This window comes from Vibrio sp. 10N.286.48.C11 (assembly GCF_041469805.1).
Taxonomy (GTDB): Bacteria; Pseudomonadota; Gammaproteobacteria; order Enterobacterales; family Vibrionaceae; genus Vibrio; species Vibrio crassostreae_C.
This window is the reverse complement of record NZ_JBFRLK010000093.1, coordinates 18691-39546: the sequence shown is the minus strand read 5'-3', so window position 1 is coordinate 39546 and position 20856 is coordinate 18691. Positions and strand designations below refer to the sequence as shown.

The window sequence follows — 20856 nt, the reverse complement described above, 5'->3', positions numbered from 1 at the left end:
ATGCAGATATTGATCACTTGCGATCAATCGTAAACCGGGTAAAAGTGTGCGGTCGTCACGGATGACGAGATGTCGGTCGATCGGTATTTCAGTTTGATTAACCAAACAAATTAACGCGTTACTTTTACTGCCAGTTTTAGTGTTTTCATTACAATCATCTTCTATTCTCCTTGGGTTATTTATGTGTTCAGGCTTTGAATAAAAAGCGAGCTCAGTTTAGCAAAAAGCCACGATGGCGAGAAGTCATCGTGGCTTAAATTATTTTATCAATTGTGAATACGATTAATGATGATCGTGATTCATCTTCTTCATGCCGCTCATCACTTTCTTAACCGGCGCATCGAAGGTCTGCGTTTCACCATTGGCGAAAGTCAGTGTCATCTCGATTTTATCACCTTCTTTTAGGCTGCTTGCTAGGTCGAACAACATGATGTGTAGGCTACCAGGTTTAAGTACCGCTTCACCGTTTGCAGGGATGGTGATCTCTTGAACTTGGCGCATTTTCATAACATCGCCATCCATGATTACATCATGAAGTTCTACTTTACCTGCTGCAGGTGTTGTTGCAGAAACAATAGCGCGATCTTTATCGCTGTGGTTCATCAGAGTCGTGAACACCGCGCTGTTCACTGCTGAAGGCGGGGTTGCACGAGCGTACGCGTCATGAACCATAATATCGCTACTAGCCTGAGCAAAAGGGGTGAGCAATAAGCCTGCTAGAGCAAGTGCTTTTAACTTCATGTTGTTGTCCTTAATTTTTATGTTTTTGGTCTGGGACCTGACTTTTTTGAACTTTATTGAGTAAGTTCTTTGTTTTTACGTTTTACTGCGTCAGCTTGTTGATAGCCTCAACAATTGGCGCTGGCGTCAACGTGTGCGGTACTTTGGTAATCAAGGTACCGTCGGGCTTTAAAAAATAAAAATATGAGCTGTGGTCTAGGGTGTATTCCAACTCTGAACCTTCAAGCTTGGTCTTTCTGAAAATAACGCCGTAGTTATGAGCCAGAGTCGTGGTGACATCCAATGGACCACTTAGTCCTTCCATCATCGGGTGGAAGTATTGCGCGTATTCATACGAGGCTTCAGCGGCATCACGTTCAGGATCGAGAGAAACAAACATTGGGCGAATCTTGGCTTTTGCTTCATCAGAGACTTGGTTAAGTGCTCCGGCCAACATAGCCAAAGAAGTGGGGCATACATCCGGGCAACGTGTGAAACCGAAGTAAACGATACGAATTCTGTCATCGGTTTGGTCAAAGATTTCCGTTGGTTGGTTGTCTTTGCCGAAAAGAGTCGTTGCGGAGAACTCTTGTTTTGCAGCGTGTTGTTCTTGAACTTCGTTTTGCCCATCAAGATAGCTTTTGACACCAAAGCCAAGTACAAAAGCGACAACCAATGCTAACGACCAATTTCTACTCATCTTGCCATCCTTATTGCAGGGTTTACAGTATCGACACCATCAGTGAGTTCACCGACCCATGTCATTTTATCTAAAGTACATACAGGTAAAATCACATCACCTTCATAGGTATTGTTGCCAATGCTCTTTAATTGAAAACGCGCTGATCCCATTTCCATTTCTAAACCTGTGAGCGATAACACCAGTGTCTCAGATGCAGCACCTTCCCAAACTACCTTTATCTTTGTGGGTAGAAGAGGTTGCGCGGTTTCTCGGTCAAGCGACATTGAAATGGATTCCTGCTCACACGATGTGGTTGAAAGCATGCAGTAATCATCCAAGCTGACGTCGGCAGTTGAGTGCTCCATCGCTGATTTAAATTGCTGAATTGCTTGCGGCCCATAAAAGCCTGCCACGAGAGCGATCCCAACAGCAGCAACCTTTAATGCAGAGTGCATGTCGTGTTCTCATTTAATTTTATAAGAGCGGCGATGTTATCACACCCCTCAATACGTGCTTGTATCAAAAAGCAATTTTGTGCGTATGGTAGAACTAAAAAAGCGAAGCCATTGGCTTCGCTTTTGTCTGTTTAATAGATATGTGAGCTTAGTATTTCTAAGTTCTATCCATTTTGAACATGTTCCAGAAATACGTTGAATGATTAGTCAGCGTTACGCTCTGCGAACTTCTCCAGGCCTAAAACCAATGCAATCGCAGCAAACATCATCACAATCGCCATGACCAACTGAGAAGGCTGAGAGGTTACCGCTTCAAAATCAAACGGTGATAGGTTTTCTTGAATCAGAGGAACTTGTTCACCTTTTGAGTTTGTGCGCCAGCTGATGGTCTCTTTCCAAGGCCAGATCTTAGGCAGCGTACCGATCATCAAACCGGTTAAGAATACCAATGTGAAGTCGCGGAATGAACGCAATAGCCAAGACAGTACATGTGAGAAAGTCAGCAGTCCGATCACACAGCCCGCAAGGAATAGCGCAAGTACATCGACTTGAAATGATTTAACGGCGCCAAGCACGGGGCCATACATGCCAATCAGGAGCAGAATAAAGCTGCCTGAAATACCGGGTAAAATCATCGCGCAGATAGCAATCGCACCCGCAATCAATACGTTGATGCTGGTTGGTTCCATTTGCAGCGGTTTAAGCACGGTAATGCTATAAGCGAAAGCAACGCCAAGCAGCAAAAACACGAAGCGAATCATATCGCGTTTCTCTACTTGCTTAAGAATATGGAAAACCGAGACCAAGATCAGGCCGAAGAAGAAAGACCACAGTGGAACAGGGTGGGTGACTAATAACCAAGAAATCAATTTTGCGAATGTCGCAATGCTCGTGAATACGCCCGCGAACAGTGAAACTAGGAAGAAACCATTGATGTGATTAAACGCGGCTTTGAAGCCTTCGCGTTTCCATAAGCCAAGTACGCTAGGGTTAATTCTGCGAATGCTTTCTAGCAGCGTATCGTAGATACCAGTGATGAATGCGATGGTTCCGCCCGACACGCCAGGAACAACGTCTGCTGCGCCCATAGCCATGCCTTTGAAAAAAGTACTTAAGTAGTTCATTGCTTCATAGAGTTGAGGATGATTTTGTGCAGTATACAAGCTTTAGTGTAAAAAAAGTATGAATATGCTTTTGGGGAAGGGCTTTTATTACTCTATTAATTGTAAGGCAATAAGTTGAATTGAATATTTGCCTAACATTTAGATAACAACCACTTAGTGATTTGTCATTAAGAGCAGCGATGAAACTGATCTCTTATCGATATTGCATCTTGGTTGCATTATGCAAATGCACTTTGCAATTCGCATGACAAATTCATGATTTTTATGCGATGCAGGGCTTATAAAACGTCGAATAAAAGTTGGCACGCTAACTGCATTATATACATTGACCCTTCTTAAGCCGAGGGTCACCTAGCCAACTGACGTTGTTAGTGAACCTATGATTTGTTCACAAATATATAGAGCCAATCGCGATTATTGCGGTTGGCTATTTTTTTGCCTGTCGTTTGGTGATCGTCTTTTTACTTTTCCCATTCCTACATTTTTAGGTTCTAAACTTCAGATGAAAAAAGCCAGCCACCATCGGTGACTAGCTTATGTTTTCTCGAATCAATCTCGAATCAATCTCGAATCCGTTTTAGTACCCCATCAACTGCAGCAAGTTTTCCGCTGTGCTGATTGCTTCTTTACGGTTAGCAATATTGAGTTTTTGGTAAAGGTTACGGATGTGAGTCTTGATCGTGGTACCCGCTACATCGAGTTCTTGAGCGATCTGCTCATTACTGAATCCTGAGTAGATCAGACCAAGTACTTGCCATTCACGCTGGGTGAGTGGGCTAGTACGCACAAGCTCAGGAATGTTCGGGTGATTAACCAAGTTCTCAACAAAGTCTTCATCGAAGTGAACCGAGCGGCTGCGTTGGGTCGCGGAAATATCTTTCATGATTTGTTGTGCGCGGTGACGTTCTAAATCACCTAAGCCTGGCTTGTTGCTCAACTTATCCAAGATATGCCCGATAGTCCCACCGTCTACCAAGAAGTTACCGACCATACCGGTTTGGTTAGTCATATGAAGCGCTTCTTCGAGTAGTATTCGGGCGCTGTCTTCATCGTTAATTTGTGTACGTAACACGGCTTCAACGATCAAGTTGCGGTTGGTGTCTGTAATCAGGTGCGAACGCTGGGCTTCACTCTTAAGGAAAGTCAGCGCTTCTTCTGCGTCTTCATACTGCTCAAGGATGATGTGAGCACGAACGATGTTTCGCCACTGAAGCTGGCAGAAGTGGTTACTTGCCGATTCAGGTCGAACAGCCACACTCAGCCAATCACGGATAGCTTCTTTATCGCCTTTTACTTGCCAGAACAGAATCAAAGAAAGAGAAGCATTTGCCGTCCAATCTACGTGGTAAGTCGATTGACGCAATAGGTGCTGAATCTGGTCGATAAATTTCGACGCTTTATCAATCTCACCACGGCTCAATGAAATACGAGCCAACATAGAATAGCTGTGCAGGTGTTTACTCGGAGAGTGGTGACCAAGGATATCTAAGCCTTTGTAGCAACACTCTTCCGCTTCATCTAGTCGGTTCCAACACCAGAAGATCTGAGCGCGAACACGCAGCAAGAATTCGTGCAGAGGTACGTATTGCAGCTGATGTTCTTCAATCAATTTGAATGCACTGTCTTGTAGCTCAAATGCAGCTTGAACATAACCTTGAGCAATCAAGATTTCGCTTTGTTGCAGAATCGCCCACAGGGCCTGATGGTAAACCTGATACTGACGTGCCAGTTTTTCTGTTTGTTGCATCATCGGTAGCGCACGGCTTAGGTTACCCATTACGTGATTCACTTCGCCCACAACCGAGGTTGCGACAATGCGGCTACGATAAACGGTGGTGTTCAACTGACTCAACGAAAGCTCAGCCAATTCCAATGCTTTCTCAGGCTCATTGCTGTTGATGGCAACTTGTGCGCGTAAGGCGTTGTATTGGCCTTGCTGCTGAGTATCGAGTTCAATGTTTCGCGCTTGATATTGAGTCTCAGCCTCTTCCAACAAAGTACCCACTTGGTCATAACGGTGCTGACTTTGTGCAAGCCAAGCGCGCAACATCGAAAGCTTTGGCTCACTGTATAGTTGATCTGTGGTTAGCTGTTTGATCGCCATTTCTAATGACGAAAGCTCACCTTGGTTGAACATCGGCCAACCGTGCTCAGTCAGGATTTGAATGATCAGTTCTGGATCTTCAGCGCGCTGTGCGTGACGTAGTGCTTGGTGTGGTGTGTTTTGCTTGATCCACGCTTTTGCAGCACTTCGATGCAGTTCAGCTTCTTGCTGAGGAATTCGAGCTTGGCGCTCATGTGCGAGGAATTCACCAAACAAGTTATGGAAGCGATACCAGTTCTTTTCACCTTCAAGCGGGTAGATGAACAAACCAAAACGGTTGAGTGATTCGATCATACCTAACGCATCTTCACGCTGTGTAAGTGCACACACAAGCTCATCGTTGAAGTGATCAAGCACAGAACATTGCATCAAGAACTGTCGGGTTTCTTTGTCTAGCAGGTCGAATACTTCTTCAACCAAGTAGTCCCAAAGATGGGCGTGGTTAAAGTGAGAGAATGACTCTGCGGACTGTGCAAGAGTGCGTTTTTGGTGTTGTGCTTGTAGCGCGATAAGTTGTAGTGCAGAAGGCCAACCTTCTACATAACTACAAATGCTATCTGCCGTGGTGTCATCAATGCCGTCGGCTACGCGTTGGTTGAAAAAGCGTGTGGTTTCTTCGGTATCAAACGCCAACGAGTCATTACCTAATTCGATCATTAAGTCACGAACGCGCAGGTTTGCTGTACCAAGTGGTGGCGTACCACGACTGGTGACAACCAACGTTAGGTTATCGGGCATGTGTTTGAGGAAGAAGCGCATGGCTTCGTGGATGTCGTCATTGTTGACCAAGTGATAGTCATCCAACACCAGAAAGCACTCGTGATGGAATTCTGACATCTCGGCAAATACTTCACTTAATAAAGAATGCAGCGATGAAAACTGTCGCTTTTCTGCCAGTTTTTGGGCATTCGGACAGGCATTTTGAGTCGCTTTATTAAGTGATTGAAGTAGGTAGTTGATAAAGCGGAAGGCATCATTGTCGCTATCATCAATGCTGTACCAACCCACATTAGGTTTATCTACCAACCATTGTGCAGCCATGGTGGTTTTGCCGTAGCCCGCTGGAGAGCGGAACAACACAAGCTTATAGCAATCTGCATTGTGAAGCAGATCGAGAACCCTAGGTCGTAGGATTGCATTATGTAAGCGGCCGGGACGAGTCAGTTTCGAAGGGATCCACATATCGAAGTTTTACACCTATTCCGTGGCTATGTTCTGGAATATCCCAATCTATCGTTGAGTGCACTCCAATGACATGAGCCTAATTACTTAAGTCTTTACTCATATTACGTGAAGCCAAACGTTACCGACTACGATCCTCCTCAGAAACCTTGCACTCCTGCATGTTTTTGGGTGTCTACGCCCTTTATTTGAGACTTTGCTCACGTTGCGGGTTGGTTTGTGAATGTGACTTCGTTCATCCCTACACGGGAATCAATGCAAAAGATGAGAGTTGGAAATTATTTTCGTGATCTGAAACTCAGATTTGGCAATGACTTTAAATGGGTTAAATAAAAGTCACATCAATTGAAGTTAAGTTATCGAACGGGAGCTTGTGATCTTAGTCACTCCAAGTTTTTGTTCGCAGTCAGAACATGAGAGTCAGATCACTAACCCTAAGTCGGTACGCCCCCTACGCCCTCCCATCTACTCCTAGTCAGTTGCATTAGCGGGAGGATGTTTAGTTTATGGTGACCATGCACGATATGTCACAGATGAATTAGAACTATTAAAAGCGAGATTTCTGAAATGAAACCAACTCAGCAAAAAACTTTCGATAAAGTGTCATTCCAAGAGAGTGTTAAGAAACATTTATCTGCAACCTACGCAACAACGATTGAAAACGCAGATAGCCGCGCATGGTACCTAGCAATGGGGCGTGCGCTAGCAGAACTCACAACATTTGATCTGTTAGAAACTGAAAATGACGAAAAAATTAAGAATGCGAAGAGCGTTAACTACCTTTCATTAGAGTTTTTGATTGGTCGTTTAACCGGTAATAACCTGATCAGCATGGGTCTGTATGAACAGATCACTCATGCAATGGAAGAGCTAGGTCAAAACCTAACTGATCTTCTAGAAGAAGAGCGCGACCCATCACTAGGTAATGGTGGTCTTGGTCGTCTAGCCGCTTGTTTTATGGATTCTTGTGCCGCTCAAGAATACCCAACAGTAGGCTACGGTCTTCACTACGAATACGGTCTATTCAAACAGTCTTTCCAAGACGGTCGTCAGCAAGAAGCACCTGACGCATGGCGTGGTGTTGAAGGTTACCCATGGGAAGTAGCTCGTCCAGAACTAGCACAACACATTGGTTTTTACGGTCATGTAGACGTTGAATTCATCGACGGTAAAGAAGTACGTACTTGGGTTCCAGGTATGGAAGTAAAAGCAATGCCTTGGGATCTACCAATCGTAGGTTACGAGTCAAGCACGGTTTACCCGCTGCGTCTTTGGGAATGTCAGGCAATTGCACCATTCTCACTAGCAAGCTTCAACAACGGTGATTACTTCGAAGCGCAACACTCGCTAATCGATGCAGGTAACATCACTAAGGTTCTTTACCCGAACGATAACCACGAGAAAGGTAAGACACTGCGTCTAATGCAGCAGTACTTCCATTCAGCAGCATCGGTTCGCGATATTCTACGTCGCCACGAAGCAGCAGGTTTCTCTCTAGAAGATCTGCCTAAGCAAGAAACGATTCAGCTTAACGATACGCACCCAACGATTGCGATTCCTGAGCTAATGCGCATCTTGATTGACGAGAAAGGTCTATCTTGGGACCAAGCATGGGAAATCAGTGCTCATACGTTCGCATACACGAACCACACACTACTTCCTGAAGCACTAGAGACTTGGTCTGAATCACTGATCAACCGTCTTCTTCCACGTCACATGGAAATCATTTTTGAAATCAACCACCGCTTCATGCAAGAAGTTCGCAAGATGTGGCCTGGTGACGGTGAGAAGCAAGCGAAGCTTTCTATCATCCAAGAAGGTTTCCACCGCATGGTTCGCATGGCAAACCTATGTGTGATTGGTTCTTACAAAGTAAACGGTGTAGCTGCGCTTCACTCACAACTGGTTAAGAAAGACTTGTTCCCTGAGTTCAACGAAATCTTCCCAGGTAAACTGACTAACGTAACGAACGGCATCACGCCACGTCGTTGGTTGAAGTTCTGTAACCCAGGTCTATCTACGCTAATCACGGGTAAGATCGGCACTGAATGGCCAGCAAAACTTGAGCAGCTAGAAGGCATCGCTAAGTTTGCAACAGACGCGAAATTCCAAAAAGAATTCATGGCTGTTAAGAAAGAAAACAAACAGCGCCTAGCTGATTGGGTTCAAGAGAACATGGGTATCGAGCTAGATACTAACGCTATCTTTGACGTTCAAATCAAACGTCTTCACGAATACAAGCGTCAGCACCTAGATTTGCTACACATTCTATCTCTGTACCACCGTATTCTTAACGAACCTGGTTTCGAGTGTGAGCCACGCGTATGTTTCTTCGCAGCGAAAGCAGCACCGGGTTACCACCTAGCGAAAGAGATCATCTTCGCGGTTAACAAGATTGCAGAGAAGATCAACAACGACCCTCGCATCGGTAACAAACTGAAAGTGGTATTCATTCCTGACTACCGTGTAAGCATGGCTGAAATCATCATCCCTGCAGCAGACGTTTCTCAGCAAATCTCACTAGCGGGTAAAGAAGCATCTGGTACGGGCAACATGAAGATGGCTCTAAACGGCGCGCTAACTATCGGTACGATGGATGGTGCAAACGTTGAGATTCGTGAAGAAGTGGGTGATGAAAACATCTACATCTTCGGCCTAGAAGTGGATGGTGTTCAAGCTCTGAAAGCTCAAGGCTACAACCCATACGACTACTACAATGCAGACCCACTACTGAAAGCATCTCTAGACCTACTGACTGGCGATGAGTTCACTCCAGGTCAACCAGGCCTTCTACGTGCAACGTTTGATAGCCTGCTAGACGGTGGTGACCCTTACCTATGTCTTGCTGACTTCGCATCTTACGTGAAAGCGCACGAAGACATGGGCACGCAATACAAAGACCAAGCAGGTTGGGCTAAGAAAGCAATTCTTAACACAGCATTGGTTGGTAAGTTCACATCAGACCGCTCTATCCGCGACTACGTGAACAACATCTGGAAACTTGAAGCGGTTAACCGTTAATACTTCCAAAGTAGCCAAGGCAGTTTCTGCCTTGGCTCAATTAGCTTGTGAGCAAACGAAAGGCTTAAAGGTTTCGTTTATAAACAAGCTGCTTACAAACCGATTGTCACAAGCTAATTGATTAGTAAAAATTAAATTAACAACCCTACAAAATAGAAAGCGTCAGAACGTTTTCGGAGAGAGCGATGAAAGAACAGACCGTATTAAAACAAGTCGCAGAAATGGCAAACATTGCCGACAGTTACGTTAGTGCGTGGGGCGATGAAGCACAAGTATCAGACGAGACGATCACGTCTCTATTGGCTTCGTTGGGCTACGATACAAGCAGCGATGATGCACTGCTTAAGTCAGCAGAAAGAAAACACAAAAAAGATGTACTAGACCCAGTTCTTGTCTTGCGTGACGGTGAGCCAGTAGAAGTGGCGCTTAATCTAGGTGTAAGTGCTCGTGAAAGTGAGTTCAGCTGGCGCTTAGAAACCGAGCAAGGAGAGGTACTTGAAGGCTATCTTCAATCTCAAGTCATTCGTGACGAGCGTGCCGAGGGTGGCCCTTTAGTGTTTGCATTGCCAAGTGATTTGGCATGGGGTTATCACAAGCTCATTGTGAGCCGTAAGCGCCGTAAGAAGCCTTACGAGATGACACTGATTATTACGCCAAAAGCGTGTTTCAAGCAGTCACCAATCGAGCAAGGCAAAAAGCTTTGGGGACCCAGTGTTCAACTTTATACCCTAAGAACTCAGCATAACTGGGGTATTGGTGATTTCGGAGACCTAAAACAGCTTGTTGCGGATATCGCTTCTCGTGGTGGTGACTTCGTTGGTCTAAACCCAATTCACTCATTGTTCCCTGCGAACCCTGAAGGTGCGAGCCCATATAGCCCATCTTCTCGTCGCTGGTTGAACATCTTATACATTGATGTGAGTTCAGTTCCTGAATTTGCACTAAGTGCAGAAGCACAACAAACAGTCGGCAGCGCAGAGTTCCAACAGCGTCTACAAAAAGCGCGTGAAGCACACTGGGTAAACTACACCGAAGTGTCTGAGCTTAAGATGAGCATCTTGCCTCTGCTATTCGCAGAATTTAAGACTCGTCATCTAGACAAAAACAGCGACCGTGCACAAGCGTTCTTAGCCTTCGTAGAAGAGGGTGGCGATAGCCTGATGCATCAAGCGGCGTTTGATGCTCTACATGGTGAACTGCATGCAGAAGATTCTGGCATGTGGGGATGGCCGGTATTCCCTGAGAAGTACCGTACATTCGACAGCCCAGCGACACAGAAATACATCAAAGAGAACTTAGAAAACGTTCATCTGTACATGTACCTGCAATGGCTAGCAGATTGCCAGATCAACGATGCACAGTCTCTTGCAGAAGAGAAGGGCATGGCTGTTGGCCTGTACCGTGACTTAGCGGTAGGTGTTGCAGATTCAGGCAGCGAGACTTGGGCTGACGAAGGCAACCTAGTGATGGATGCGAGCATTGGTGCTCCACCTGATATTCTTGGTCCTTTGGGTCAGAACTGGGGTCTACCTCCGTTAAACCCAGAAGTGCTTCAAGAAACAAGCTACGACGCTTACATCAAGCTACTTCGTGCGAACATGAAGCACTGTGGTGCACTGCGTATCGACCACGTTTTAGGTCTACTGCGCTTGTGGTGGATTCCAAAGGGTGAGAACGCAACTAAGGGCGCGTACATCTACTACCCAGTACAAGATATGCTGTCTATTCTGGCGCTTGAATCTCACCGTTACCAATGTAGCGTTATCGGTGAAGATTTAGGAACGGTACCGGATGAGATTGTCGACATCCTTGCAGATGCTGGCGTGCACTCTTACAAAGTGTTCTTCTTCGAAACATCAGAAGATGACGGTGGTTTCATCTCACCAAAACACTACGCATCACAATCGATGGCGGCACTGTGTACTCACGATATGCCAACGCTTCGTGGCTTCTGGCACTGTGATGACCTGAAAATGGGCCAAGAGATTGGCTTATACCCAGATGCAGAACAATTGGAAACCTTGTTCGATGACCGCCTAGAGTGCAAGCAAGGTATCTTAGATTCAGTAGCATGGCATGGTTTCCTACCAGAAGGTGTGGGCCGCGATGCGAGCCAAGTACCGATGGACTCTTACCTTGCTGAGGCACTTCAACTGCACGTAGCGGCTGGTGGTTCAACACTACTGAGCGTTCAGCTAGAAGATTGGCTAGAGATGGACAAGCCAGTAAACATTCCTGGCACGGTTGATGAATACCCTAACTGGCGTCGTAAACTATCAATGAACTTGGACGAAATATTTGCTCACGAAGGCGTTAATCGTATCGCTTCTAAGCTGACTGACGTTCGAGAAAAAGCCGGTAAGTAATGACGTGAGTGACTTGAAATTAGGTGGTTTTTTGCTTACGCCGTACGAAACTACAACCTCGGTCACTCAATAATGAATGCTCATCTGGTAGAATAAACCGTCGTTATATTGCCCGCACTAATAGCGGGCATTTTTGTATTATGTTTTTTGGATGTTTGGTTAGGGAGAAACGTTTTGGAACTAAGTTCGATTTCAAAGCAAAAACAAATATATACCCAACTATCACAGGCTTGTTTCACAGACCCATTCGCGTTTTTAGGGCCATACCTACCTTCTGAGCAAGGTGCATTACGTGTGTGGATTCCTGGGGCAGATAAAGTCGAGTTGATTGTTGGAAAGGAACCTCGTATTGAGTTAGCGCGAGAGGGTGAAAGTGGTTTCATTCTTAAGCAAGAGAGAGACTTACGTTTTACTCACTATAAGCTTGCGGTTGATTGGGCTGGCGTAGAACAGATCATCGATGATCCTTACCAGTACCACGATCTGTACGCGAGTTATGAAGATCTTCATACACCGAAAGATATGTATCATCACATGGGGGCTCAGTTTATTACGCTAGAGCGTGATGGACAGACGATTTCAGGTACGCGTTTCTTGGTGTACGCACCGCATGCAACTGCGGTAAGCTTGGTGGGTAACTTCAACGCTTGGGATGGTCGCCGCCACCCAATGCAACGCCTAGATTACGGTATGTGGGGCTTATTCATTCCTGAACTGGAAGAAGGCGCTCAATACAAGTTTGAATTAAAAGGACCAAATGGCGAAGGCTTACCACACAAAGCTGACCCATGGGGTTTCTACTCTGAGCAATACCCATCGTTCTCATCTGTAACTTACGATCACGCTCGTTACCAGTGGCAAGATACTCAATGGCAAAATCGCCCGGTAACGCAAAAGCGCAAAGAAGCGCTTTCGTTCTATGAATTGCATGCAGGTTCTTGGAAGCGTAACGCTGAAGGTGAATTCTTAAATTATCGCGAGCTTGCGGCAGAGCTGATCCCATACCTAACGGATCTTGGCTACACGCACGTTGAACTAATGCCAGTTTCAGAACATCCATTCTACGGTTCTTGGGGCTATCAGCCTGTAGGTCTATTTGCACCGACTAGCCGTTTTGGCTCTCCAGATGATTTCAAATACTTCGTCGATCAATGTCACCAAGCGGGTCTTGGCGTTGTTCTGGACTGGGTTCCTGCTCACTTCCCAAGTGATGATCACGGCCTAGCAAACTTCGATGGTACGCCATTATTCCATGATCCAGATCCACGTCGTGGTTGGCATCAAGATTGGAACTCGTACATTTACGATTTAGGCAAAGAGCATGTTCGTCGTTTCTTAGTTTCTAATGCACTGTACTGGTTCGAGCAATTCCACATTGATGGCATCCGTGTTGATGCGGTTGCTTCGATGTTGTACCTCGACTATTCGCGTAGCCATGATCAGTGGATTCCGAACGTGGATGGTGGCAACGAGAACTATGATGCTATTGCTACCCTTAAGTGGATGAACGAAGAAGTGTACAAGCACTTCCCGAATGCGATGACGATTGCGGAAGAATCGACGGCGTTCCCTGGTGTTTCAGCACCGACCTTTATGGGCGGCTTAGGCTTCGGCTTTAAGTGGAACATGGGTTGGATGCACGATAGCCTGTCTTACATTCAAGAAGATCCAATCAACCGTAAGTACCACCACGATACGATTACGTTCCCGCTGGTTTACGCACACAGTGAGAACTATGTATTGTCTCTGTCTCACGATGAGGTGGTTTACGGTAAAGGTTCTATCCACAACAAGATGCCTGGTGATGAATGGCAGCAAACGGCAAACCTACGTGCTTATATGGGTTACATGTATGCGCAACCAGGTAAGAAGCTGAACTTCATGGGTGCAGAATTTGGTCAGACGGCTGAATGGAACCATGACGACCAGCTGCAATGGTTTTTGCTGGATTACGAGCGTCATCAAGGTGTTCAGCGTTTAACGAAAGACCTGAACAATCTGTACCGCTCTGAAGCTGCAATGCACGATCTTGATTTTGATCCGAAAGGCTTTGAATGGCGTCTACAGGACTCTGCTGAAGCGAGCATCTTAGCTCATGAGCGTATCAGTGAATCAGGCGAGCGTGTATTGGTGGTTTCTAACTTTACCCCCGTTCCTCATGAGCACTTCCGCTTAGGTGTTCCAGCACAAGGTCAGTACTCTTTGTTATTGAATACAGACTCTGCGGATTATGCAGGCAGTGGCTTTGAAGTGAAGCCGGTTGCTGAGGTTGAATCAGTAGAAAGCGAAGGCTTAGACACATCGATTGAGCTGCGTTTACCACCGTTATCGACCGTTTTTTACAAGCTAAATTAGGTCTATTAGTTGAAGTAAGCGATAACTAAAAAGAAAATGGGAGCCGAAAGGCTCCCATTTTTGTATTTATAACGTTTGGTCTAATGCTGCTTGAAGTTCGTGAGATAGAACATTGAACGTCCTACGACAGTCTCAAGGATTCGAACGGAATCAAGCCCAAAGCTATTAAACATTATCTCGCGTAATTGACCATCTGAACTGATGTTAAACTGTTCAGGGCTCTTGACCTGGGAGGCATGGAAAAACATCAATTTGATCACGAATCGAAATTGATCATTATCTAGAGCGTTTTGCCAAGATTGAATGAATACTTCTTCCGATGAGAACTCTAGATTCTCTATAACAATTGATAGCATGTGTTGGTGTAACGCTGATCGGATAGCGCGGGTCGATGGATAATAGCCCTGAAGCGTCGTCAAACTAATGCCAATTTCTTGAGCAATCCTTGCATAAGTTAGTGCTTCATGTCCTTCAGCCAGAAAAAGGTTTAGTACGATCTCATCGTAGTGCTTTTGATTTTCTAGTTTCTGTACTTGAGTAATTCGAGCCATTACAAATCTCTATTGATTGTAACATTCTGTAAAAGAGTATATTAAGAGCTTATGAATTAAATCTCAAACTCCAAGGGTAAATAACTGGTCAATTTATCGTTAAATATAGTCAGTATTGTGTCATTGGTTCAATTATCAATCAGATTTTGGCATAAACAAAAACACCGCCCTATTGAGCGGTGTGTTATTTAAAGTCTTTGTTTATCTATGCTAATTCAGATGACTAGAACGGATACCAAAATAACTGCGGCTCTAGAATGCGTTTCGCAATGGCTAACACCACGATAAAAGCGATGACACCTAAACAAACAAAGTCGATACGTTTCAAAGGTGCATAGCTATACCAAGTGCGAGCTTTGTGTCGGCCAAAACCTCGTAACGTCATTGCGTTAGAGATCTCGTCTGCTCGGTCCAAGCTAGAGAAAATGAGCGGGCCTAGAACCTTAGCCACATTTTTGATTCGAGTAATTAGAGGCGCTTTCTTTGAGAGCTCTACACCACGAGCCTGTTGAGCATGCATGATATTGATGAAGTCTTTCTTAACTTCTGGCAAGTAACGCAGTGTTAAGCTGACCGCATAGGCGATCTTGTAAGGAACACCGATACGGTTGAGGCTAGCTGCAAACTCAGTCGGATGCGTTGTGAAGACAAAAATCAACGCTATCGGGAACATGCTCATGTATTTGAGCGTCACAGTAACCAAGTAAAACAGAGTCTCTTGGCTCAACGAGTAGTTACCCGGCAATGTCAGCAATAAGGTTTTGCTGCCGATGAGCTCAGTACCTTGCTGTGGAGCCAGCAGATACATGAACAAAGCATTTAGGCTCAATACACTCGCCGTACCCAATAACAGAGGCTTATATACGCGTACAGGCACATTGGTGAGCTTTAGCAGGTATAAACCAGTCACAATAAGCAGCGTAATCAATCTTAGGTCGAACGTAGTCAATACCACGGTTACCCAAGCTAAGAAGAGCGCAAATTTGGTGATGCCGTTAAGTGCATGAAGCGGTGATTTTGTATCAATGTAATTGATGCCGAATTTTACGTTTGATGCGTTCATTGAGCGCTTCTCTCGTAGTCGATGAAGTACTGCATAAACGCATTGGTGTCGTCGATTTTCATCATAGTCGCGAGTTCATAAATGCTGGTGGTACAAAGATTTGCACGTTCTAGAAGTGATGGTTGGCTAAATACTTCCGTCATCGCGGCATTGGCAATCAACTTGCTGTCTGCGATTACGATTGAACGTGTGGTGTACTCGAGAACGAGGTGCATGTCGTGTGAGATGATCACAACGGTAATACCCAAATCACGATTAAGCTTTTGGATGAATGCCAGCATGGATGTGTAGTTACGGTAGTCTTGACCTGCTGTCGGCTCATCCAAGATAAGAAGCTCAGGCTCCAGCACCAAAATAGAAGCGATGGTTACTCGTTTTTTCTGACCGTAGCTCAGTGCTTCGATCGGCCAGTGGCGGAACTTACTCAGCCCACACAACTCAAGAGCATGCTCTACTTTTTCTGTGATCAGCTCTTCTGCAATGTTGCGGTTACGAAGACCAAAAGCAATCTCATCAAAAATCATATGATGAGAGATCATATGATTTGGGTTCTGCATCACGACACCGACTTTCTGGCTTCTTTCAAAGATAGAAAGCTCAGATAGGTCTTCACCATTTAGATAGGAAGAGCCTGAATCGGCATCGATCACACCCATGATGAGTTTAGTGATGGTAGATTTGCCTGAACCGTTTTTGCCTAAGATTGAAACGAACTCACCCTTACCAATCTTAAAGCTGACATCTTCGAGAGCGTTCTTTTCACCATCGTAAGAGTAAGTCAGGCCGTGGACCTCAAGCAAAGGTTGGTACTGCTTCTCGGCAACTGGAGTCGGGCGCTCTGCAAACCAAGCCTGAACCGCAGGGCGGAATCTTTTGTAATCGAGAGCTTTGAGGTTTGATAGCTTATCTTCACTGGTCAAAAGTGCTTTCGCTGCCTTCAGAGCAGATAAATAAAGTGGTTCACGAATACCGTGTGTTTCAAGCAGTTCAGAAGCTAAGATTTCATCGGGTGTCATGTCCGCGACAATTTCACCGCGCTCCATCAAGATCACTCGATCGATATCGCGATGTAGTACATCTTCAAGGCGATGCTCGATGATGACTATAGTCTTGTTGGTTTCTTTATGAAGTTGGTCGATGATTTCGATAGTCGCTTTACCCGTTTTCGGGTCAAGGCTAGCCAAAGGTTCATCAAACAACAGGATGTCAACGTCATCAACTAAGATGCCCGCTAATGACACGCGTTGTTTCTGGCCGCCGGATAAATCATGTGGCGAGCGATCAAGCATATCTGCTAAGTCGACCATTTTTGCTGTCGACTTAACCAGAGGGTACATATCAATGTTCGACACTAACTGATTTTCCAGTGCGAATGCGATGTCTTCGCCAATACTCAAACCGACAAATTGGCTATCAGTATCTTGTAATACTGTGCCAACCTGCTCGGTATAGTCGTGCATAGAAAAATCAGAAATGTTCTTACCGTTGATCTCTAGAGAGCCAGTCACCTCACCTTTGATAGCATGAGGAATCAGACCGTTAAGGCATTGACCTAGGGTAGATTTACCACTACCGCTTGGTCCAATAATGACGATTTTCTCTCCTTTCTCTATCCTTAGATTGATATTTTTTAGCGTCGGTTTATCCAGCGACTCATATCTAAAAGAGAAGTTCGAAAATGCTATAGTCATTATCGCTTATGCCTCAGTCAGGTTACGGCTTTGTTTGTTGCGTTTAGCGACTGATTTTAGGATCAGTAAGCCAACAACAGCGATCAGAACGGTGTTACCCGCAGCAATGATAGAGAGTTGAGTGAAGACTTTAGTAAACGGTTCTGCATAAAGGATGGTATCTAGGAATGCAGAGCAGCCGTAACCAACCACATTACCGGCAAGGGCAAGTACCACAAACAGCGCGAAGTCCTTCATAGGCAACTCACCTTGCTGAAGGCGGTTCTTGGTCAACATCGGGAATAAGCCGATAACCATGCCTACGATACCTGAGCCTAAAACCCAAGTTAACCACACACCCCAGCCTGCGAACAGATCCGTTACCCAGTGACCGATAAAGCCAACTAAGAAGCCAACAATAGGGCCGAACAAAACAGAAAACAGTGCTAGAACTGCCATTGCTGGTTTCAATGTCGTGTTAGCAAACACTGGGACACCAAACATAGGTAAACCACCAATGCCGTACAGTGCCGCGCCAATGGCGATAACGACCACTGTTTTAGCTGAAAAGTTCATAGATAACCTCGAATTCTGAAAAATAAAGCAAAATAAAGAATAAATATTCGCCATTATTAATATGCGTCTCAATGAGAACGTTTTTTGGGCAAATATAAAAAATAAGGCGCGCATTATACAGTAGAACCCTTCCATAAGGGAAGGTAAGTGTCTAGATGTCTAAAATTCCATCTGAACACCTAAATATCGTGTAAAAAGCGTAATTTTACGGTTAATCCAGCAACAAAAAAGCCAGAGCGAGTCTGACTTTTTCATTCGTCTTAACAATGTGTTAAGCGGGTTCGTCACGTACCTTTGACCGTTTAGTGGTCTAGGTATAGATAGTTTTGCCAACTCTTCATGCGAATAAGGACCTTGCGCATGATTGAAACGTGGGTGAAGCTGTCAGAATAAACGGCAACTTCAACCGCGGTACCCATAGGTAAATGGTAGTCAGACAGGTCATCAGTGATGGTCATTTTAGCAAATACGCGTCCATTAGTACGAAGTGCATTGGTACCAATAAGTGTCCCGCGCGCTTGAATTTGACTCTCACCAATAGCTGGGATTATTTCATCAATGCGTCCTTTGAAAATCTTGCCTGGTAGTGCTCTGAATAAAAATTCAGCTTCGAAACCAGGATGCAGTCGTTGCAATGAGTTTTGTCTGAATGCTGCGATGTAGTATTTTTCTTCCGTATGGACAAATGTCATCACAGGAGCAAGAGGTAGCGGTACAGCCATTACGCCTGGACGCAGTGCTAGTTGTGTAACATATCCATCCGTTGGTGCTCTCACGACCGTTTGGTCAAGGTTGAATTGAGCCTTACGTAAGTCTGCAAGTAATCCTGCCACTGCGGTGTTCTCGCCACCAATTTCAGAATTTAGAGCGATCTGAGCTTGTTGTTGACTTGCTTCTGCTACTTTTACTGCTGCTTCCGATGCCTTATAAGCTTGTCTACGAGTATCCAATTGTTGTTCGGTAAACGCACCACTTTCAAAGCCACGCTTATAACGAGAAAATTCGCGTTGCGCTTTGTCTCTTTCTGCAATCGCTTTGATTTTAGCAGCTTCAGCTTCAGCAACTTGAGATTCAAGCCCAAGTGCTCCTTGGCTTGCTTCTTTTACTTTCGCTTCGAGCTTAGCGACTTCTGCTTCAAAAGGGATAGGGTCAATTTTAAAGAGGATGTCTCCTTTCTTTAAAGGAGAATTCGCCTCAACAGGAACCTCAATGACTTTACCTTTAACGCCTGAAACAATTGGAGTCGTTGAGTAAACTTGGTTGCCAAGTTGTGTGAAAGGATGGTTGTAGTTCATTAATAGGATCAATGTTCCTACGATGACCACACCACCGAGCACTGCGGTAGGCACTGTCCATTTGTTTAGTGGGATATTAAATACTTTGAAAATAGTGATACAAAGTGCCGCGTAGGTCATTATCAGTAGTAAATCCATTACTTAGCCTCCTGATCTTGAACGTTGTTTGACTCTTTTTTTGTGCTGCTTTGTTTAGTATTTGCTTGTTTGAGCTGTGCGATCTCTTCTTGAAGGGTGCTAACTTGATCGATTAAAACATCCACTCGGTGATGAATATCGTGCTGCTCTTCTTCGAGTTTTTCGAAGCCCCAGCCTCGGTCTTTCCGCCATAATGTTGCCCAAATCCATAGAAAGGGCCAAATTGTGTGCAAAGTGAATAGGCTAACCCAGCCTGAGACGTGAATTGCGTCTTGGTGAGGATGATTACGTTCTTTGGCTATTTCATAAGGGATATCGTGAATAACGATGATGCCGTAAAAGATGACTAGAGCAACGAAAATGAGTAAGCCGAGTGCAAAGTAGTCTAAAAACATAACAGATCCTTGTAATGTTAGATGTTAGTTATAAATATAGTACGCTATCATCCAAGTAATTGTTATAAAAATGATTTGCTGAGTTATAAATGATGAGTGTTCGCTTCTAATGTGAGCAAAATTATTGACGAATCTTATAAAATCTCATCGCGTTTGAAGAGGCTATTTCGGCTTTCTGGTTGGTATTTTAGCTGAAATGATGACAGCTACGATTCTAAATGACGTGCACAACCACAAAGGATAAACACGGATGTATATAGGTGAATTGGCGGCTATTGGTGCTGCGATTGTGTGGGCGTGTGCGACATGGATTTATGGACAGTTTGGTCATCGCTTCTCTGCGATGCAATTGAACATTGTTAAGGGTGTAGTGGCGTCAGGGATGATGTTGCTGGTGATGCCTCTTATTCCGATGCCGGAGTTTGAACTGAGTACCAACCATTTTCTGATATTGGCAATTTCAGGTGTGATTGGCATTGCGATTGGAGATAGCGCCTATTTTGCGGCGTTGAAAAGAATCGGTGCCAATAAGACGCTGTTACTGGAATCTTTAGCCCCGCCTCTTTCTGGTGTGCTGGCATTAATGTTCCTGGGCGCTGTATTGACAGTGCAAAGTTGGCTCGGTGTCGTGATTACAACACTAGCGGTGACCTTCGTTGTCTTCCAGCCATCAAAATCGGCGAGCGGTGAATCGAATAACAAAGCGCAGTGGGGTGGCATTGGTTATGGGCTTGTGGCGAGTGTCTGTCAGGCATCTGGTGTGGTTATTTCTCATTACGCGTTAGTGGCGGGTGATATTCCACCATTGTTAGGTGCTTTGATTCGCCTGACGATTGGCGTGTTTGCTGTGATGCTGATTATCCCTTTCGTTGAAAAGAAGCCGTATTCATCGATAAAAAGAGATTTATGGGAAATGACCAAGCTCGATAAACTGTGGTTATTAGGAGCAATCTTTGTCGGGACGTTTCTCGCTCTATGGCTTCAACAAGTGGCGTTGAAGAATGCTAACCCTGCGATTGCACAAACGTTGATAGCGACCAGCCCGGTCTTTATTTTGGTGATTTATGCGCTGAAAGGAGAGAAGGTGTCAAAGCAAAGTATCATAGGCACACTTGCCGCCCTTGCTGGTATTTCTCTGTTCTTTTATCAATAAGCAGTT

General features: G+C 44.9%; 15 protein-coding genes. 4 read left to right on the top strand and 11 right to left on the bottom strand.

Features of this window, described 5'->3' with window-relative positions; genetic code table 11:
• Positions 1-282 precede the first annotated feature (282 nt).
• From AB4209_RS20110 to malT, 5 genes are all read right to left on the bottom strand, one after another.
• Positions 283-741, bottom strand: a complete 459-nt coding sequence (locus AB4209_RS20110) for a copper chaperone PCu(A)C (protein WP_102541082.1) — start codon at positions 739-741, stop codon at positions 283-285.
• Between the two features lie 82 nt (positions 742-823).
• On the bottom strand, positions 824-1420 hold the full coding sequence (locus AB4209_RS20105; RefSeq protein WP_004732104.1) for an SCO family protein: 597 nt from the start codon (positions 1418-1420) through the stop codon (positions 824-826).
• The gene (locus tag AB4209_RS20100) at positions 1417-1857 is read right to left on the bottom strand and encodes a hypothetical protein (protein ID WP_372057079.1); all 441 of its coding nucleotides are present in this window, start codon (positions 1855-1857) and stop codon (positions 1417-1419) included. The genes AB4209_RS20105 and AB4209_RS20100 overlap by 4 nt, the downstream gene beginning before the upstream one ends.
• A 203-nt stretch (positions 1858-2060) precedes the next feature.
• Positions 2061-2981 carry a DUF368 domain-containing protein gene (locus tag AB4209_RS20095; RefSeq protein WP_372057077.1) on the bottom strand — a complete coding sequence of 307 codons (921 nt, stop codon included), beginning with the start codon at positions 2979-2981 and terminating at the stop codon, positions 2061-2063.
• Positions 2982-3558: 577 nt separating this feature from the next.
• Positions 3559-6267 (bottom strand): HTH-type transcriptional regulator MalT, encoded by a 2709-nt coding sequence (malT, locus tag AB4209_RS20090; protein ID WP_017061867.1) that lies wholly within the window; start codon positions 6265-6267, stop codon positions 3559-3561.
• 567 nt (positions 6268-6834) lie between these two features.
• Here malT and AB4209_RS20085 point away from each other — a divergent pair.
• From AB4209_RS20085 to glgB, 3 genes are all read left to right on the top strand, one after another.
• Complete coding sequence (locus AB4209_RS20085; RefSeq protein ID WP_372057075.1) at positions 6835-9288, top strand: glycogen/starch/alpha-glucan phosphorylase; 2454 nt, start codon at positions 6835-6837, stop codon at positions 9286-9288.
• 185 nt (positions 9289-9473) lie between these two features.
• Positions 9474-11654 (top strand): 4-alpha-glucanotransferase, encoded by a 2181-nt coding sequence (malQ, locus tag AB4209_RS20080; RefSeq protein ID WP_017067441.1) that lies wholly within the window; start codon positions 9474-9476, stop codon positions 11652-11654.
• A 174-nt stretch (positions 11655-11828) separates the two neighbouring features.
• Positions 11829-14009 (top strand): 1,4-alpha-glucan branching protein GlgB, encoded by a 2181-nt coding sequence (glgB, locus tag AB4209_RS20075; protein ID WP_372057073.1) that lies wholly within the window; start codon positions 11829-11831, stop codon positions 14007-14009.
• Positions 14010-14089: 80 nt separating this feature from the next.
• Here glgB and AB4209_RS20070 read toward each other — a convergent pair whose 3' ends face one another.
• The 6 genes from AB4209_RS20070 to AB4209_RS20045 form a co-directional block, all read right to left on the bottom strand.
• Positions 14090-14560 carry a TetR/AcrR family transcriptional regulator gene (locus AB4209_RS20070; protein ID WP_372057071.1) on the bottom strand — a complete coding sequence of 157 codons (471 nt, stop codon included), beginning with the start codon at positions 14558-14560 and terminating at the stop codon, positions 14090-14092.
• A 223-nt stretch (positions 14561-14783) separates the two neighbouring features.
• Complete coding sequence (locus tag AB4209_RS20065; RefSeq protein WP_372057069.1) at positions 14784-15623, bottom strand: energy-coupling factor transporter transmembrane protein EcfT; 840 nt, start codon at positions 15621-15623, stop codon at positions 14784-14786.
• Positions 15620-17314: an ABC transporter ATP-binding protein gene (locus AB4209_RS20060; protein WP_372057067.1), complete on the bottom strand. Its 1695-nt coding sequence runs from the start codon at positions 17312-17314 to the stop codon at positions 15620-15622. The genes AB4209_RS20065 and AB4209_RS20060 overlap by 4 nt, the downstream gene beginning before the upstream one ends.
• Positions 17315-17320: 6 nt before the next feature.
• On the bottom strand, positions 17321-17869 hold the full coding sequence (locus tag AB4209_RS20055; RefSeq protein WP_017066579.1) for an ECF-type riboflavin transporter substrate-binding protein: 549 nt from the start codon (positions 17867-17869) through the stop codon (positions 17321-17323).
• Positions 17870-18171: 302 nt separating this feature from the next.
• Complete coding sequence (locus AB4209_RS20050; protein ID WP_372057065.1) at positions 18172-19302, bottom strand: HlyD family secretion protein; 1131 nt, start codon at positions 19300-19302, stop codon at positions 18172-18174.
• Positions 19302-19697: a DUF3302 domain-containing protein gene (locus tag AB4209_RS20045; protein WP_017061875.1), complete on the bottom strand. Its 396-nt coding sequence runs from the start codon at positions 19695-19697 to the stop codon at positions 19302-19304. The genes AB4209_RS20050 and AB4209_RS20045 overlap by 1 nt, the downstream gene beginning before the upstream one ends.
• Positions 19698-19947: 250 nt before the next feature.
• On the opposite strand from AB4209_RS20045, the gene AB4209_RS20040 reads away from it, so the two are divergent.
• Positions 19948-20850 carry a DMT family transporter gene (locus AB4209_RS20040; RefSeq protein WP_017061876.1) on the top strand — a complete coding sequence of 301 codons (903 nt, stop codon included), beginning with the start codon at positions 19948-19950 and terminating at the stop codon, positions 20848-20850.
• Positions 20851-20856: the final 6 nt, after the last annotated feature.